Source organism: Paraburkholderia sp. A3BS-1L (genome assembly GCF_051125215.1).
Lineage (GTDB): Bacteria > Pseudomonadota > Gammaproteobacteria > Burkholderiales > Burkholderiaceae > Paraburkholderia.
In genome coordinates this window covers 926,406-943,436 of the sequence record NZ_CP120444.1, presented here as the reverse complement: position 1 = coordinate 943,436, position 17,031 = coordinate 926,406, and the positions used below count along the sequence as shown (strand labels likewise).

12 protein-coding genes and 5 pseudogenes are annotated in these 17,031 nt (G+C 63.3%); 6 read left to right on the top strand and 11 right to left on the bottom strand.

The window, feature by feature from the left end:
* The first annotated feature begins 238 nt into the window (after positions 1 to 238).
* Positions 239 to 442, top strand: coding sequence for a cold-shock protein (locus P5W99_RS29425; protein WP_133198258.1), 204 nt, complete (start codon positions 239 to 241; stop codon positions 440 to 442).
* Between the two features lie 104 nt (positions 443 to 546).
* On the opposite strand, the gene rpoD is transcribed toward P5W99_RS29425, so the two are convergent.
* Positions 547 to 2,499, bottom strand: coding sequence for an RNA polymerase sigma factor RpoD (gene rpoD, locus P5W99_RS29420; RefSeq protein ID WP_421028008.1), 1,953 nt, complete (start codon positions 2,497 to 2,499; stop codon positions 547 to 549).
* A gap of 698 nt (positions 2,500 to 3,197) precedes the next feature.
* Between rpoD and P5W99_RS29415 the strand changes: the two are divergent.
* Positions 3,198 to 3,529: pseudogene (locus tag P5W99_RS29415) on the top strand (Rieske 2Fe-2S domain-containing protein); the annotation flags it as partial.
* An 829-nt stretch (positions 3,530 to 4,358) separates the two neighbouring features.
* Here the strand turns inward: P5W99_RS29415 and P5W99_RS29410 are convergent.
* From P5W99_RS29410 to P5W99_RS29390, 5 genes and pseudogenes are all read right to left on the bottom strand, one after another.
* Complete coding sequence (locus P5W99_RS29410) at positions 4,359 to 5,528, bottom strand: IS91 family transposase (protein ID WP_434664668.1); 1,170 nt, start codon at positions 5,526 to 5,528, stop codon at positions 4,359 to 4,361.
* A gap of 20 nt (positions 5,529 to 5,548) precedes the next feature.
* The gene (locus P5W99_RS29405) at positions 5,549 to 6,424 is read right to left on the bottom strand and encodes a tyrosine-type recombinase/integrase (protein ID WP_434664670.1); all 876 of its coding nucleotides are present in this window, start codon (positions 6,422 to 6,424) and stop codon (positions 5,549 to 5,551) included.
* Positions 6,425 to 6,796: 372 nt separating this feature from the next.
* Positions 6,797 to 7,277, bottom strand: a pseudogene (locus P5W99_RS29400) (DUF1348 family protein).
* 145 nt (positions 7,278 to 7,422) lie between these two features.
* A complete protein-coding gene (gene cynS, locus P5W99_RS29395) occupies positions 7,423 to 7,893 on the bottom strand; it encodes a cyanase (RefSeq protein ID WP_434664672.1) in 471 nt (156 codons plus the stop codon).
* Positions 7,894 to 7,954: 61 nt separating this feature from the next.
* A complete protein-coding gene (locus P5W99_RS29390; protein ID WP_421027356.1) occupies positions 7,955 to 8,614 on the bottom strand; it encodes a carbonic anhydrase in 660 nt (219 codons plus the stop codon).
* A 152-nt stretch (positions 8,615 to 8,766) separates the two neighbouring features.
* Between P5W99_RS29390 and cynR the strand changes: the two are divergent.
* A pseudogene (cynR, locus tag P5W99_RS29385) lies at positions 8,767 to 9,657 on the top strand (transcriptional regulator CynR).
* Here the strand turns inward: cynR and P5W99_RS29380 are convergent.
* Positions 9,623 to 9,988, bottom strand: a pseudogene (locus P5W99_RS29380) (sigma 54-interacting transcriptional regulator); the annotation flags it as partial. The pseudogenes cynR and P5W99_RS29380 overlap by 35 nt on opposite strands.
* A 1-nt stretch (position 9,989) precedes the next feature.
* Here P5W99_RS29380 and P5W99_RS29375 point away from each other — a divergent pair.
* The 3 genes and pseudogenes from P5W99_RS29375 to P5W99_RS29365 form a co-directional block, all read left to right on the top strand.
* Positions 9,990 to 10,160 (top strand): annotated as a pseudogene (locus P5W99_RS29375) (helix-turn-helix domain-containing protein); the annotation flags it as partial.
* A gap of 289 nt (positions 10,161 to 10,449) precedes the next feature.
* Positions 10,450 to 11,325 carry a tyrosine-type recombinase/integrase gene (locus P5W99_RS29370; RefSeq protein WP_434664670.1) on the top strand — a complete coding sequence of 292 codons (876 nt, stop codon included), beginning with the start codon at positions 10,450 to 10,452 and terminating at the stop codon, positions 11,323 to 11,325.
* 20 nt (positions 11,326 to 11,345) lie between these two features.
* A complete protein-coding gene (locus P5W99_RS29365; RefSeq protein ID WP_434664668.1) occupies positions 11,346 to 12,515 on the top strand; it encodes an IS91 family transposase in 1,170 nt (389 codons plus the stop codon).
* A 570-nt stretch (positions 12,516 to 13,085) separates the two neighbouring features.
* On the opposite strand, the gene P5W99_RS29360 is transcribed toward P5W99_RS29365, so the two are convergent.
* The 4 genes from P5W99_RS29360 to P5W99_RS29345 all read right to left on the bottom strand — a co-directional run bounded on the left by P5W99_RS29360 (position 13,086) and on the right by P5W99_RS29345 (position 16,945).
* Positions 13,086 to 13,472 carry a BON domain-containing protein gene (locus tag P5W99_RS29360; RefSeq protein WP_421028007.1) on the bottom strand — a complete coding sequence of 129 codons (387 nt, stop codon included), beginning with the start codon at positions 13,470 to 13,472 and terminating at the stop codon, positions 13,086 to 13,088.
* A gap of 28 nt (positions 13,473 to 13,500) precedes the next feature.
* A complete protein-coding gene (locus P5W99_RS29355; protein ID WP_421027354.1) occupies positions 13,501 to 14,655 on the bottom strand; it encodes a porin in 1,155 nt (384 codons plus the stop codon).
* Between the two features lie 114 nt (positions 14,656 to 14,769).
* On the bottom strand, positions 14,770 to 15,627 hold the full coding sequence (locus P5W99_RS29350) for an SDR family NAD(P)-dependent oxidoreductase (protein WP_421027353.1): 858 nt from the start codon (positions 15,625 to 15,627) through the stop codon (positions 14,770 to 14,772).
* Positions 15,628 to 15,640: 13 nt separating this feature from the next.
* Positions 15,641 to 16,945 (bottom strand): MFS transporter, encoded by a 1,305-nt coding sequence (locus P5W99_RS29345; protein ID WP_421027352.1) that lies wholly within the window; start codon positions 16,943 to 16,945, stop codon positions 15,641 to 15,643.
* Positions 16,946 to 17,031: the final 86 nt, after the last annotated feature.

Below are 17,031 nucleotides of genomic sequence, written 5' to 3'. Positions count from 1 at the left end.
CGCCCTCCGGAATCGCAGATCGCCGACGCGCAGATTTCGGACGGGTGGCGCAGGGGTTCACGCTGCGGGCGGTGCTGCATGCGCACGGCATCAAGGTGCCGGCTGGCCTACGGGTTCCCCAGTGCCGCTCGAAAACCTCGATAGTCGGCAATCGCCCACCTGTGCTACAAGATAACCGCACCGCTGGCGCAGGCCCGTGGCCTCCTCTACAACCCGACTTCACAGGAACATTCAGAACATGGCAACCGGTACCGTCAAGTGGTTTAACGATTCGAAGGGTTTTGGCTTCATCACGCCAGACGATGGCGGCGAAGACCTGTTCGCACACTTCTCCGAGGTTCAGGGAGCTGGCTTCAAATCCCTTCAGGAAGGCCAGAAGGTGAGTTTTGAAGTCAAGCAGGGCCCCAAGGGGAAACAGGCAGCGAACATCACGCCGTTGTAAGTTTCCCGGGCAACGTACGCGTCCTGCGGGGCAGCGATCAGGTCGACGCAGGATCGCTGCCGGCCCGGAGCCGGGCGTCGACAGGGGGCGTGCTCCGCTTTTGCTCAGCGCTCGACAAACGGCCTCAACCTGTCCGCGCGAATGGGCTCCCTCAGCGTGCGCATCGCCTTGATCTCAATCTGGCGGATTCGCTCACGGGTCACGCCAAACTGCTCGCCGACCTCTCCAAGCGTGTGTTCCGAGGTCGTATCGAGCCCGAATCGCAACCGCAGGACCTTGGCCTCGCGTGGTGACAGCCCGTTGAGCGCCTCATCGATTGCGACACGCATGTTCGCGTGAATTGCGGCCTCAGCCGGTGAACTTGCGGAGACATCCTCGATCAGGTCACCGAGCGTCGCGTCGGCATCGTCACCCACCGGCGTCTCGAGCGACACGGGTTGCTTCGCAATTCTGATAATACTGCGTACCTTTTCCTCGGACATCTCCAACCGTTCGGCGAGAACGGCGGGATGCGCTTCCTGCCCCGTCTGCTGCAGGATCTCGCGCGAAATCCGGTTCAGCCGGTTGATCGTTTCGATCAGGTGCACGGGCACACGAATGGTCCTGGCCTGGTCGGCAAGGCCACGCGTGACAGCCTGCCGGACCCACCAGGTGGCGTACGTCGAAAACTTCCAGCCGCGCCGGTATTCGAACTTGTCCACCGCCTTCATCAGGCCGATATTGCCTTCCTGAATCAGATCCAGGAACGGCATGCCGCGGTTCATGTATTTCTTGGCAATTGAGATGACAAGACGAAGATTGGCTTCGATCAGCTCCCGCTTGGCCTGCCGCATTTTCAACTCGGCGGTACTCATCCTGCGGTTGATCTCCTTGAGCTGCCGCAGCGGCAGTGAGACCTTGGCCTCGATGTCAGTGAGTTTCAGCTGCGCGGCCTGAATGGCCGCCAGATGTCGCTCAAGCGCCGCGCCAAACTGCCGCGAAGTGGCCGCCATGCGGCGGGTCCATTCAAGGTCGGTCTCGTGGCCCGGAAACGACTCCACAAACGACTCGCGTGGCATGCCGCAACGGTCGACGACGATCTGCAGAATGCTGCGCTCGATCGCACGAACTTCCGTAATCTGTTCGTGCACACTGGCGCACAGGCGATCAATGGTTCTGCCCGTAAAGCGGATTGGCGCCAGTTCGCGCTGGATCTCCAGCTGCACTCGCGCAACGGCTGCCGAACGGGCCGCGCCAGTAGCCGGCACACCCGGCAACTGCTCGAGCAGTGTGCGCACACGTGCGAAAACCGCAAGGCCGTCGTTCGTGAGTTGCTCGAGGCGGGCAGCGTTCGCTGCCTCCGGATCCCCGACGTCCGACTCAACATCGCCACCGTCCGGGTCATCGCCGCAGCCGGAGGCTTCCACCTCATCTCCTTCGGAGTCGTGCGTCATTGCACTTTCGTTCACTCCGTCGTTGATGCCATCGACCAGTTCGTCGATACGCAGTTCGCCGGCAACGATACGGTCCACCTCGGCAAGAATGGCGCCCACAACCGACGGACATGCGGCGATCGCCTGAATCATCTCCTGCAGGCCGTTCTCAATGCGTTTCGCGATCTCGATTTCGCCGGCGCGGGTCAGCAGTTCTCTGCCCCCCATCTCACGCATGTACATCCGGACCGGATCCGTCGTGCGGCCGAATTCGGAATCGACGGTCGACAGTGCAGCTTGCGCTTCCTCGTCCGCCTGATCGTCGGATGCCACGGCGGGCGCGGCGCCGCTTAACAGGAGCGTCGCCGCGTCTGGCGCCTGCTCGTACACGGCCACCCCCATGTCGCTGAACGTGCTGACGATCGCCTCCATCGCAGCCGTTTGCGTAACGTTGTCTGAGAGGTGATCGTTGATGTCCACGTGCGTGAGATAGCCGCGCTCACGGCCAAGCGCAATCAGCGCGCGCATCTGGCGTTGACGCTCCTCGTCCTGTCGGGCCATCGACTCGATGTCCAGCGGCGTTTCCACCGCCCGGGCCTTTCCCTTTGGCGCGCGGCGGCCGGACTTTGATGCAACCGCAATCATGCGGGATGCTGAATCCACGCGAACGGGATTTGCCACTACATTCTCCTCGACAGGTTGGCCGACGAACGTTGCAGGCCGGCAGATCAGGTTGATCTGTCGGGGTGCGAACGGAATCGTGGAATGACGCACGGACAATCGAGGCGGGAACGCCTCCGACGGAAATGATGCGCGCAGATTGGGGAATCCTAAATACTACCAGACAAAATTGTGCGCCGCAATATACTACCGATACGGCTTGATCACATCGCGGGATACCAGATAAAACGGGGATGTGACGCAGGGCCACCAACCAGCGCACGGTGCCACACCCCGGCCCCGGCCAGCGGTATGTGACCGTCCTGGGCGGCGGGACGCTCCAGGGGCGTCTGCTTGACTTGGGTAGTGCTGGCAAGGACGCCCCCTCGCCTGCTACCGAAGCGGCAGCGTTCCGTGCCCCATATTCGGTACCCTGGCCCGCATCTCCTCCACGACGGACTGAAGCTCTGCGCGCCGGGCGAGTTCCACCTACTTCTACGGGAAAGGGCCCCGAGGCGGGATCTCCCGCGCTGTGCTGCACGTCACGCAGGACATCTGTGCCGGGAGCTTCGCTTCATCCCGACTTCGCGTACACTGCGCCAGATCCCCGGTCGCTCATGCTTGCGCTTGTGGCGATGGTCGAAGCTCCAGTTATGCAAGGAGGCGTCATGCAGGCAATGCCTATGCTCGAGAGCAGCGCCATCGACCCACTCGCAAGCGCGCCCGGGTGTGACCTGCGCCGTGCACCCATCCATCCCTATCACTGGTATCCGCTGGCCTGGTCGAACGAGGTTAAGCGCGGCAAAGCCGTCGGAGTGCACTTCGCCGGCAATCCGATCGTGCTGGCGCGCACCGGGTCCGGTACATATTCGCACTGGAAGATCGTTGCGCACACCGACAGGTGCCGCTGCACGCGGGCGTGGTGGAAGGCGAGTCCATCCGCTGCGGCTATCACGGCTGGACTTATGACTGCACCGGCCACTGCATCGATGTGCCATACCTCGGGCGTGAGCGCCCTGAGTCTAGCCGTCGAGGTTGAACTGTTCCATCAACTGACGAACGCCAACGGACCGCGTATTGCCCAAGTCGATACTTACTTCTCGCCGTGAGGCTCAAGGACGGGCTTGAGCGGTCAGCCGCTTCATCACTTCGGTCAGCAACACACGCCGGAACACGGGCCACGCATTCGGCATCCTGAATAATCTAACCATCGTCCGGATTGCTCCAGGCGGCTCCTTGCCTTTGCCCTGACGCGGCCAAAAGACGTTTGCCGCAGCGCGTGCGTCCGGTCCGTCGGACGCCGTACGTGCCGACGGACGAGCGTAGGCCGTATTGCATCGCCGTTGCGATAATAATTGTGCATCGTGCGCCAACAGCAAGACTGGGCCCGTCAATCAGCGCCGTCGCGCTGCTGTCTGTCAACTGCCTGTTCGAGGCAACGCCGACAGCCCGCTTGCTTACTGACAGCCGGACGTCGAACTGCCGGTGTCGTTAAGGGTTATTCGATGCCTGCCATCGGCCACAGGAATGTGACGGTGCCTGCGCGCGTGTCGGCAGGCGTCGAATAAGCCTCGATGGAGGAAACCGCGGAGTGCCCCGAAGCGCTTGAAGTCTTCGCGGCTATGGCGATTGATAGGCCGGGATGCTCAGCGGTGCCGGATGCGGCGCGTTCAGGCGGGATGCCGGACGGGCACTGACGCGATGGCGAAGCGGTACTGAGGTGCAATCGCGATGATGACGCGGGCTTGGGAGGCGCTTCGAGAAGCGACACGCGCAAATGTCCGCTCGTGGGCCGCGTTGCCGCAAAGCCGACGGTCGGTTCAGATATCGGGGAACCGTGGAGTTCATGTCTGCTCCCGGCGCATTGGCGGTGCGCGGATCGGGGCGCTGCGCGCGAGGATGTCGACGACGATCATCGGTGCGCCGCAGTGCCGGCAGATGAAGACGGGCCGGGTTTCGAGGGTGGCGTCGTCCGGTGACGGGCTGATCCCTGGTGCGACGTGTAGCAGATCGCGCACCCTGGCGAGCCTGGCGCGGCGTACCGGGTTGGCGAGCAGTCCGTAGTGACGGATGCGATGGAAACCGCCGGGCAGCACATGGAGCAGGAAGCGGCGTATGAATTCGCCGGTTTCGAGGGTCATGGTCTTGTAGCGGGTGTGTCCCTTCGCGCGGTAGTCCTTCCAGCGGAACGTCACACCGCGCTCATCGAAGGCGACCAGACGCTGGTTGGAGATGGCAACGCGGTGCGTGTAGCGTGAGAGGTACTCGAGCACCGCCTTCGGTCCGGCGAACGGGCGCTTGGCGTAGACCACCCATTCGCAGGTACGCAGCGGCGCAAGCCAGTGGGCAAAGGTGGCGGGATCAGCGAGCCCGGTGTACTCGCCGAAGAACTGCAGCTGGCGATTCCGGTGGGCCAGTTCGAGCGCTTCGAGGAAGCGCCGGCGGAACAGGCGTGAGAGCACGCGCACCGGCAGGAAGAAGCCGGGCCGGCACGCAATCCAGCGCTCGCCATCGGGCGAGAGTCCGCCGCCGGGTACGATGCCGTGCGCGTGTGGATGATGCGTAAGGGCTGAGCCCCAGGTGTGCAGTACGAGCGTGGCTCCGATCTGCGCGCCGAGATGCCTGGGATCGGCAGCGATCGTGCGCAGCGTGTCGGCGGCGATGTCGAGCAGCAGGCCGTAGATGATCCGTTTGTTGTACCAGGCGATCGCGCTGATGGGTGCGGGAAGCGTGAAGACGACGTGGAAGTACTCGACGGGTAGCAGGTCGGCCTGGCGCGCCTCCAGCCAGCGGTGTGCGGCGCTGGCCTGGCACTTCGGGCAATGGCGGTCCCGGCACGAGTTGAAGGACACTTCCGTCCTTGCGCAGCCTGAACAGCGCAGCACATGTCCGCCCAGTGCCGCCGTGCGGCACCGTTCGATGGCCGACATGACCTTCAGCTGCCCCAGGCTCAGGTGTGTCGTGGCTCGCCACGCTGGCCCGTGGCTGCGGAAGATCTCCGCAACCTCCAGCATGAGGCGTTGCGGCTGCGGGCTTACTCGGTAGGCAGCCGGTCCAGCGGGCTGGTGACCTCCTGCAGCAGGTCGGTGGCGACCTGGACGTAAAGCGCGGTGTTCTCCAGCTTCGCATGGCCAAGCAGGACCTGGATCACGCGGATGTCCACCTTCTGTTCAAGGAGGTGTGTCGCGAAACTGTGTCGAAGCGTGTGCATGGACACGCGCTTGTCGATGTGCGCGGCCTCGGCGGCGGCGTGAATGGCGCGGTTCAGTTGCCGCGTGCTCAGCGCATCGACCGGATCGAGCCCGGGAAACAGCCACCCGCCGTCGAGCATCTTGCCCTGCGCACGGGCCACGCGCCACCACACACGCAGACGCTCAAGCAGAACCGGTGAGAGCATTGCGTAGCGGTCGCGGCGGCCCTTGCCCTGCTCGATACGCAGTGTCATGCGCTGGCTGTCGACGTCGGTGACCTTCAGCGCCACCACTTCGCTCGCGCGCAGCCCGGCACCGTAGGCGACCGACAGCGCGGTCTGGTGCTTCAGGTTGCCGGCTGCCTCGATGAGGCGCCGCACCTCATCGGGACTAAGCACGACGGGCAATATGCGGGGCACGCGCACCGGCTGCATCCTGACCATCAGCTCGGGCCGGTCGAGCGTGACGGTGAAGAAGAACTTCAGGCCGGTGATCGCGCGGTTCAGTGAGACGGGTGAGGTGCCGTGATCGACCAGATAGAGCTGGTAGCGCCGCAGGTCCTCGACGGTGGCCATGTCGGGCGAGCGCTCGAGAAACCGGGCGAACTCGCGCACGATGCGCAGATAGCTCTCCTGCGTCTTCGGGGCAAGCTGGCGCATGCGCATGTCGTCGATCATGCGCTGGCGCAGTGGGCTGGCGTTTGCCGGTAAGGAGGTCATGATTCGGCTCCTGTTGAAGAACGAGGCGGATTGCCTCATTCGCCAACATAAAGCCGCGTGACCGGCCTCTCCCTGATCTCCAGCGTCGGACCGTAGCCCCTACCGCGCGAGCGGTTTAGTCCTCCGGCCAACTGTGGCCGATCGTCGATTCCGCAGACTGGCGATTTGAAAGACTGCTTTGCAGCTCAGACCTGACACCGGACACAGATCATACTTTCACCCGAGAGGAGAAAACGAAAAGTCGCGAATAATTCAACGACATTTAAGTCGCTACATCCCGACGGCGCGCCGGCGCACGCCCAACAATCCGTCATTCGTCGCCACTGGATTGTTGGGCGCTAATCGCTCATCGCGGCTGTAACGATCCGGGCTTCAAAGTCCCAACTCGCACAGTCCCGGATGATCGTCCGGCCGACGGCCCAAGGGCCAGTGATACTTGCGCTCCGATTCCTTGATCGGCATGTCGTTGATGCACGCATAGCGACGTTGCATGAGACCATCCTCGCCGAACTCCCAGTTCTCGTTGCCGTAGGAGCGGAACCAGTTGCCCGAGTCGTCGTGCCATTCGTAGGCGTAGCGCACGGCAATGCGATTGCCACCGAACGCCCACAGTTCCTTGATCAGACGATACTCGTGTTCTTTCTTCCATTTGCGCTCGAGGAACGCCTGCGCTTCCGCGCGATTGCTCGCGAACTCTGCGCGATTGCGCCATTTCGTGTCGAGCGAATAGGCGAGCGCGACCTTGGCGGCGTCGCGCGAATTCCAACCGTCTTCCGCGAGACGGACTTTCTCGATGGCCGTCTCCAGCGTGAACGGGGGGAAGCGGCGGGCGAATTGCTGCGGATGAAGTCATTTCGGATCTCCTTGTGTGGGACAGCGCGTTGCTGGTGCTCGACGTGGAGCGCGGCCCCGTCATCGTGCAACCCGAGAGGGCAAGACCGCCCGAAGCAAGCGCGGCACCGGTGCTCAGTAAGAATTTTCGTCTTTGCACCATGGGTTCAGAACGGCTTGGTCGGCAGATACTTGCCGTTGAGCGTGATGACGGCACGCTCGCCGCCTTCCGGGTCCGGCACCTTCTGGATATCGAGTTTGAAGTTGATCGCGCTGATGATGCCGTCGCCGAATTTCTCGTGAACCAGCGCCTTCAACGTCGAGCCGTACACCTGCACCATTTCGTAGAAGCGGTAGACGGTGGGATCGGTCGGCACGCCACCCGGAATGCTGCCGCGCACGGGAATGGTTTGCAGCAGGCGAACGGCGGCGGCGTCGAGCCCGAGGCGTTCGGTGACGAGCTTCGCTGCATTCTCCGGCAGCGCATGCTGACCGAGTAGCGCGGCTGTCGTGTATGCGAGGCTCAAGCCCGTGCCTTCGTTGATGGCTTCGAAGGTGAGGTTCTTGCGCACCTTCGCGTCGACGATCGTTTCCGTCAATGCTTCGCGTGCGTTCGGTGTGACTTGCGATTGGGTCATGTTGTTGCTCCTTGGGTAAATCAACCTGGTGAGATCGGCAGTCGGTGTGACGAGCCGGGAATCAGAGCGCAGCCACGCACTCAGCGGGCGTCGCGGTGACATCGGGATGCACAGCGAGCGGCACGAACTGGCGGGGCGCGGCGTCGAGCGCGTCGATCGAGCCGGATTCGATGTCGTAGACCCATCCGTGCAAATTTAGGCGGCCTTGCGCGAGTCCCAGGGCAACTGAGGGGTGGGTCTTGAGGTTGTCGAGCTGGGCGATGACGTTCTCGCGCACCATCGAGTCGACGCGCTCGCGCTCGCCCGCATGTTCACGCGCCTCGTTGACGAGCCTCGCCGAGTCGGCGTAGCGCAGCCAGTTCGCGACAGCGGGCATATGGTCGAGGCACTTGCACGTCGCGACGGCCGTCATCGCGCCGCAGTCCGAGTGGCCGCATATCACCACATCCGTCACGCCGAGCGCGGCCACCGCATATTCGACCGTTGCCGACACACCGCCGGGCTCAGGACCGAACGAAGGCACGATGTTGCCGGCATTGCGGATCACGAACAGATCGCCCGGTTCGCGCTGCGTGACCAGTTCGGGAACCATGCGACTATCGGAACAGGAAATGAACAGTGTGCGCGGCGTCTGACTGGTGGCCAGCTTGCGGAACAACTCCCTGCGCGCGGGCATGATGTCCCGCTGAAACTTCAGAAAACCGTCGATGATCTCTTGCATGGTCAGCTCCATTCAATCTGGCGTTCGTTGCCGTGTCGGTCAGTGCGGTGCGTTGGACAGAGAATGGACATGTTCAGTCATAGCGTCCAAGACGGGTTTATGATGCTCACCATAGGAAACACCAATAGTTATCGAGGACGAGGAGATTCGCCATGCTGTTGCGTCATATCCGTTACTTCCTGGCCGTCGCGGAACACCGCAATTTCACACGCGCCGCCGAGGCGCTGCACGTTTCACAGCCCACGCTGTCACAGCAGATACGGCAACTGGAAGACACGCTGCGCACGCAGCTCCTAGACCGTTCGGGGCGGAACGTGCAACTCACGGATGCCGGCGCGGCGTGGATGCGCTATGCGAAGCTCGCGCTACAGGATCTGGATGCGGGCGTGCGGGCGATACATGACGTCGGCGAACTAAGCCGCGGCAATTTGCGCCTTGCAGTGACGCCGACCTTCACGGCTTATCTCGTGGGGCCCGTGATCGATCGTTTTTATGGCCTGCATCCCGGCATCGCGATCGACATTCAGGAAATCACGCAGGATCAAATCGAAGCGCAGCTCGCCGATGACAGGCTCGACGCCGGCATCGCGTTCGAGCCCGTCCACACTGCGGAAATCGAAAGCGAGCCGTTGTTTCGCGAGACGCTGAGCCTCGTCGTCGGCGGAGGCCATGCGCGCGCGACGCGCCGCAAGCCGCTGTCCGCGTAGGACTTCGCCAACGAACGGCTGGTGCTGCTGAACAAAGCGTTCGCGACGCGGCGTTACATCGACGAATACTGCGCGCAGAACCGGATCCGCCCGCAGGTTGCCATCGAGGCCAGTTCGATCAGTGCGATCGTCGAGATCGTGCGGCGTGGGCAGCTCGCAACCGTACTGCCCGATGGCATCGCGCGCGAGCATACCGAGCTGCACCCCGTGCTGCTCGACCCGCCGCTGCAGGCGCGCACGGCTGTGCTGCTGCAACGCAAGGACGCGTATCGGACGGCGGCGAGCAAGGCCTTCGTCCAGGTGTTGACGGAATTGACGAAGAACTTCCGACGCTGATGGAGATCGCGTACGTGACGCGCAAAGCGAAGAGATCAACACGCAACGCGCGCTCCGTTAACTTCGACACCTGCGATGCCGACACCACCGGCGTGGGTTGTTGCGAAGCGACGTGCCGCCGCCACACGAAGTGCTCGAGCAGCAGCGGCACGTCTTCGCGGCGCTCGCGCAACGGCGGCAGCACGATCTGCGCAACGTACAGCCGATACAGCAGATCCGCGCGAAAACCGCCTTCGGCGGCCAGCGCCGCGAGATCGGCCTTCGATGCCGCGATCACGGGGCAATCGACGGGAATCGACTCGTTCGCGCCGACCCGTTCCAGCGTGCGCTCCCAAGACATGCTGCGGCGCCACAACGGTAACGTCGCCGAGGCGAGCCATGCGCTCGGCATCTCGAAAAAGACGCTGTATCACAAGCTGCGTCAGCATCCGCTGTCTGGCCATTCACATCGTGCCCGGATTTTTCTGTCGCTACTCGGTGTCAACACGAACTCATTTAGATAAACGTAGCAGCAGCCGCAAACAAATCATCGTGATTTATGGGGCTCAATCCTGATAACGTTTATATCGGTCCAGCAACTTTGTCGCGTCGTCTGGAATCCGAATGACCGGTGATCGCCCCAGACCGGTCACCGCATCACAGTCGTTGCGAACGTCTCAGTTGGGTCGACGGACTAAACCGCTCGCGCGGTAGGGGCTACGGTCCGACGCTGGAGATCAGGGAGAGGCCGGTCACGCGGCTTTATGTTGGCGAATGAGGCAATCCGCCTCGTTCTTCAACAGGAGCCGAATCATGACCTCCTTACCGGCAAACGCCAGCCCACTGCGCCAGCGCATGATCGACGACATGCGCATGCGCCAGCTTGCCCCGAAGACGCAGGAGAGCTATCTGCGCATCGTGCGCGAGTTCGCCCGGTTTCTCGAGCGCTCGCCCGACATGGCCACCGTCGAGGACCTGCGGCGCTACCAGCTCTATCTGGTCGATCACGGCACCTCACCCGTCTCACTGAACCGCGCGATCACCGGCCTGAAGTTCTTCTTCACCGTCACGCTCGACCGGCCCGAGCTGATGGTCAGGATGCAGCCGGTGCGCGTGCCCCGCATATTGCCCGTCGTGCTTAGTCCCGATGAGGTGCGGCGCCTCATCGAGGCAGCCGGCAACCTGAAGCACCAGACCGCGCTGTCGGTCGCCTACGGTGCCGGGCTGCGCGCGAGCGAAGTGGTGGCGCTGAAGGTCACCGACGTCGACAGCCAGCGCATGACACTGCGTATCGAGCAGGGCAAGGGCCGCCGCGACCGCTACGCAATGCTCTCACCGGTTCTGCTTGAGCGTCTGCGTGTGTGGTGGCGCGTGGCCCGTGCGCAGGGCAAGATGCTCGACGGCGGGTGGCTGTTTCCCGGGCTCGATCCGGTCGATGCGCTGAGCACGCGGCAACTGAACCGCGCCATTCACGCCGCCGCCGAGGCCGCGCACATCGACAAGCGCGTGTCCATGCACACGCTTCGACACAGTTTCGCGACACACCTCCTTGAACAGAAGGTGGACATCCGCGTGATCCAGGTCCTGCTTGGCCATGCGAAGCTGGAGAACACCGCGCTTTACGTCCAGGTCGCCACCGACCTGCTGCAGGAGGTCACCAGCCCGCTGGACCGGCTGCCTACCGAGTAAGCCCGCAGCCGCAACGCCTCATGCTGGAGGTTGCGGAGATCTTCCGCAGCCACGGGCCAGCGTGGCGAGCCACGACACACCTGAGCCTGGGGCAGCTGAAGGTCATGTCGGCCATCGAACGGTGCCGCACGGCGGCACTGGGCGGACATGTGCTGCGCTGTTCAGGCTGCGCAAGGACGGAAGTGTCCTTCAACTCGTGCCGGGACCGCCATTGCCCGAAGTGCCAGGCCAGCGCCGCACACCGCTGGCTGGAGGCGCGCCAGGCCGACCTGCTACCCGTCGAGTACTTCCACGTCGTCTTCACGCTTCCCGCACCCATCAGCGCGATCGCCTGGTACAACAAACGGATCATCTACGGCCTGCTGCTCGACATCGCCGCCGACACGCTGCGCACGATCGCTGCCGATCCCAGGCATCTCGGCGCGCAGATCGGAGCCACGCTCGTACTGCACACCTGGGGCTCAGCCCTTACGCATCATCCACACGCGCACGGCATCGTACCCGGCGGCGGACTCTCGCCCGATGGCGAGCGCTGGATTGCGTGCCGGCCCGGCTTCTTCCTGCCGGTGCGCGTGCTCTCACGCCTGTTCCGCCGGCGCTTCCTCGAAGCGCTCGAACTGGCCCACCGGAATCGCCAGCTGCAGTTCTTCGGCGAGTACACCGGGCTCGCTGATCCCGCCACCTTTGCCCACTGGCTTGCGCCGCTGCGTACCTGCGAATGGGTGGTCTACGCCAAGCGCCCGTTCGCCGGACCGAAGGCGGTGCTCGAGTACCTCTCACGCTACACGCACCGCGTTGCCATCTCCAACCAGCGTCTGGTCGCCTTCGATGAGCGCGGTGTGACGTTCCGCTGGAAGGACTACCGCGCGAAGGGACACACCCGCTACAAGACCATGACCCTCGAAACCGGCGAATTCATACGCCGCTTCCTGCTCCATGTGCTGCCCGGCGGTTTCCATCGCATCCGTCACTACGGACTGCTCGCCAACCCGGTACGCCGCGCCAGGCTCGCCAGGGTGCGCGATCTGCTACACGTCGCACCAGGGATCAGCCCGTCACCGGACGACGCCACCCTCGAAACCCGGCCCGTCTTCATCTGCCGGCACTGCGGCGCACCGATGATCGTCGTCGACATCCTCGCGCGCAGCGCCCCGATCCGCGCACCGCCAATGCGCCGGGAGCAGACATGAACTCCACGGTTCCCCGATATCTGAACCGACCGTCGGCTTTGCGGCAACGCGGCCCACGAGCGGACATTTGCGCGTGTCGCTTCTCGAAGCGCCTCCCAAGCCCGCGTCATCATCGCGATTGCACCTCAGTACCGCTTCGCCATCGCGTCAGTGCCCGTCCGGCATCCCGCCTGAACGCGCCGCATCCGGCACCGCTGAGCATCCCGGCCTATCAATCGCCATAGCCGCGAAGACTTCAAGCGCTTCGGGGCACTCCGCGGTTTCCTCCATCGAGGCTTATTCGACGCCTGCCGACACGCGCGCAGGCACCGTCACATTCCTGTGGCCGATGGCAGGCATCGAATAACCCTTAACGCGTGCTGCCGATTGAAGCGTGGCGAGGTTGAAGCGGCGTATGCCGGCATGAGACGGTTCGCGGCCAACAACGGCCAAACATGTGCCTGACTAATGGCGGTTATCGAACTCGCTACAGTCGTCGAGCCTGCGAAGATCGGGAGTTGATTACATCCGGCGCGGCGCCTTATCCAGAATCCTGACGACGCAGCCGTGCCGGAAGCCGTAACCCACCCCTTACTGGCCACCAAACGGCTTCTTGACGGTCAGCCTGTTGGACACGGACATCACGCCGGGGACGCCGCGGGCGATCTCGGCGACTCTGTCGATCTGTGCGGCGTCGATGACCGAGCCGTCGAGCGTCACGGCGCCGCTTTTCGCGACCACACTGATGTTGCCCGCATTGATCTCCTTGTGCGCGACGATGGCGGCGTAGACCTTCCTGCGCAGCGCTCGGTTGGCCTTGCGGATTTCCGCGGCTGTTATGGTGCCCGAGGCGGTGGCAGCGCTCGAGGTTTCGACTGTATTCGATGCGGCGCTCGCTTCCGGCTGGGCCGAGGCCTGCACGGATGCGATCGCGATCCACGCCGCGCAGGCGAGCCAGAGTGCCGTTATTGTCTTCATGAAATGCTCCACTTTTTGTTTGACTGGATCAGAAGCTGTGACGGATGCCGACCATCGCCGCCGTGCTCGAGCGACCTTCCGGAACGGGTGCGCCATAGGTGATCGTCTGGCTCATGTTGCCGTGGTTGTCGACGTAACCCACCTGCGCGTAGGTAAGCGTGCGCTTCGTGAGGTTGTACTCGGCACCCAGTGCGTATTCCGCAGAGTGGTTGGCCCCGACGTTGCGGTCATGCAGGTAATAAAAACCGGAGGTGACCTTGAAAGATGGGCTGAACTTGTAGCCGAGCCCGCCGGAGAACATCTCCAGAGTGAACCCTTTCGGACCGCCGGCGTTGGCGGGATTGCGTGCCCGGCTGTACGAGGACGAGACGGAGAAGTCGTGGAACGTGTACTGCGCGCCCAGGAAGTAGAACTGGTTGTTGTTCAGTCCGGTTGACGGTGTCGTGACAATGGTCGAGGGGCCCGTCTGCGTGAACGGGTTGGTGTCATGCCCGTTGTAGTACACCGCTGCGAGGTTCAGGCCATAGTTCGAATACTGAAGCACCGCCGACTCGCGCGTGCCGCCCTCGAACTGTCCGGGGGTGCCGCCCGGCGCGTACTCGAGCGCAACCGATGCGCCGTAGAACTTCGGTGACCGGTAGACGATCGCATTGTCGTCATAGAGCGCGCCCACAGGACCGTTCGTGCTGAGCCCCTGCCAGCCCGCTGCCTGGTTCAGGCCGAGCCACCCAGTGAGGATGGAGCCAAAATACTGGGCGCTGCGAACGTCAGTTTCAGCCATCGCGTAGATCATCGGCACGATCTGGCGGCCCGCATCGATTGTGCCGAACGGGCCTGACACGCCAATCGTCGTTTGTTGGTTGAAGACGGCGGTGGCCCCTGGGGCGTCGGCAAGCCCCGTTCTGCCGTTGCTGCTGTTGAATGCGCCTTGCAGCTTGAAGTTGACCTTATAGCCGCCGCCGATGTCCTCCGAACCCTTCAAACCCCAGATGCTCGAATAGATGCCACCATCCTTGAGCTGGAAGACGTGACCAAGATTCACTTTCGACTGGAAGTTCGCCGCGTTTGCGCTCTGGTAGAGCAAACCGGAATCAATCACCCCATACAGCGTGATCGACGATTGTGCGTTTGCCGCACCAGCGAACGCGATAAGCGCAGCAGCGCTCCCCCATCTCAATTTCATTTCGTCTCCAATCATATTTGTGATTGCCGGACGGATCCGGCTGGTACTTCGAGTAATGAAAATGGGTTCGCCTGAATCTCCGGGAATCAGGTGAACAGGCTGTCCTGGTCAGACTCAGACCACGGCGCCGCCGTTGGGACTGACGACCTGTCCAACGAGGTAGTGGTCGCTGGCCAGGTAAACGACCATGGACGCATATTCCTCGGGGGCACCAAGGCGGCCGGAAGGAACCATCTGCCAGAGCCGGTTGCGGGCTTCTTCGCCGGCCGACGCGAGATACGCATTGAACTCGGGCGTGGCGACCCCGCCGGGCGCCAGTACGTTGACGTGGATGTTGGCCCCCGCCACCTCGGCTGCCACTGACTTGCTGAAGGCGATAACGGCCCCCTTGGTCGCGCTGTAGTGCGGACTGTGCGCACTCATCGAACTGATGCCGGCGATGGACGCGACGTTGATGATGCGCCCGTAGCGCTGTGGCTCCATCAGCCTGAGCGCCTCCCGTGTGCAATAGAACAGACCGTGGACGTTCACACCCCAGTAGCGATGCCAGTCCTCGTCGCTCATGCAGCTCGTAAAACCGAGCGACTGTCTGGGCACGGGCGTCGTGAGATAGGCGTAGTGCCGGTTGCGCCGCTCGGTGTCTTCGGGTCTGTTCGGGGTCAGCGCCGCATTGTTCACGAGGATGTGAAGCGTGCCGAAATGCCCAGCCACCTGCGAGAACATGTCCGTCACGTCAGAACTGGACGAGACGTCACAGCGGATTTCCAGACATTGCGCGCCCTGTTCAACGACGCTGGCGCGTGTCGCCTCCAGGGCTGCGGAGTCGACGTCGCAGATCGCAACGTCGGCGCCGGCCCGCGCCAGCGCGACTGCACACGCACGGCCAAGACCGGGCCCAACGCCCGTTACCAGCGCCACGCGATTCTCCAGGTGGCGCGTTCCCGGACGGATCCGCTCAATGGTGCTATTCATGATCAGCATTCCCTCAGTTTTGAGGTTGTTGCCACGGCGAAGCGGCAGATGCCTTCTCCGGCTGTGCGTCGCCATTTGACGACCCCGGGCGGGAGCGTGCAGCGAGTGCGAGGAAGCACGGCAGCGACGCGATGGCGAGCAGATCGGTCCCGAGCAGAACCCACGTCAGTGGCGCATGAACGCCGGTGTTTGCCAGCCGGTCGCTCAACGCACCGGCAACGAAGTTCCCGAGCGCTATCGCGAAGAGATTGATGAGTGTCATCGTCAACCCCGTGATCGTCGAGCGCATCCGTGCCGGCACGTGGCCCTGGATGACGGCAATGGCGGGCCCGTACAGCGCGAGCGGCAGGAAGGCACCCGCGCACATGCCGGCGTAGAACAGCAGCGAGCCGGCGGGCGCGAAGCGGTAGACGATCATCAGTGGTCCACACACGGCGACGAGCAACGCCATGAAGCCCGCGTGCCCGCCCGAGAAGCGCCGCGCGAAACGGTCGCCTGCCGCACCGCCGACGACGGAACCGAGTGTGCCGAAGACGATCTGCACACCGCCGATGACGCGCGTGATTTCTGCCGGATTGATCCCGCGTTCGCGTACCAGCCACAGCTGGGCAAACGAGAGGCCCACAAAGGCGAGATGTGCGAGGACGAACCCGGGAATCGCCAGTTGCAGCGCGCGGCTGGCGCGGACCACGCCCAGGACTTCGCGCAGTTGCAAGGCGAATGGTTCGCCGCGCGCGGCGTCGGCGTGTTGTTCTCGTTCGTCTTTGAGGAACACAAGCCCCACAGCCATCACCGCGCCAATCACGCCGAGGGCATGGAATGTCGTACGCCACCCGTAAGTCGCGCCGAACGTTCCGGCCAGCAGGAAGCTGATACCGACGCCGAGTGGAATGCCAACGAAGAACAGTCCGAGCGCCGTGCCGCGGCGCCGCGCCGAAAAGACTTCGGCAAGGATGCCGACCGCAGCCGGCACGAGCGAGGCTTCGCCGGTCGCCACGAGCAGGCGGGCTGCCACCAGTTGCCCGAAACTGTGAACCGAACCGGACGCCGCCGTGCACACGCTCCAGACGAGAAGCCCGGCTGCGATGACGCGCGTGCGGCTGAAGCGGTCTGCAAAAGTCCCTGTGACAACGGCCATCACGGCGTAGCTGAGGACCCACACCGCCCCCACAAGCAGTCCATATTGCGCGTTGCTGAGTCCCAGTTCGGCGGTCAGCGTCGACGAGAAACCCAGCAGGATGTTGCGGTCGATATGCGCGAGGATATGCGTGAGCAGCAGCGTCGCCAGTATCGCGCAGGGGTACTTCTTCAAGGCCATCGATTTCTCCACGAATCCGCACCGCTCAAGCGATGTCTGGTTATGTCTATCTGCAAGGGGCCACCACAGCGGTGCGGGTATCCGCC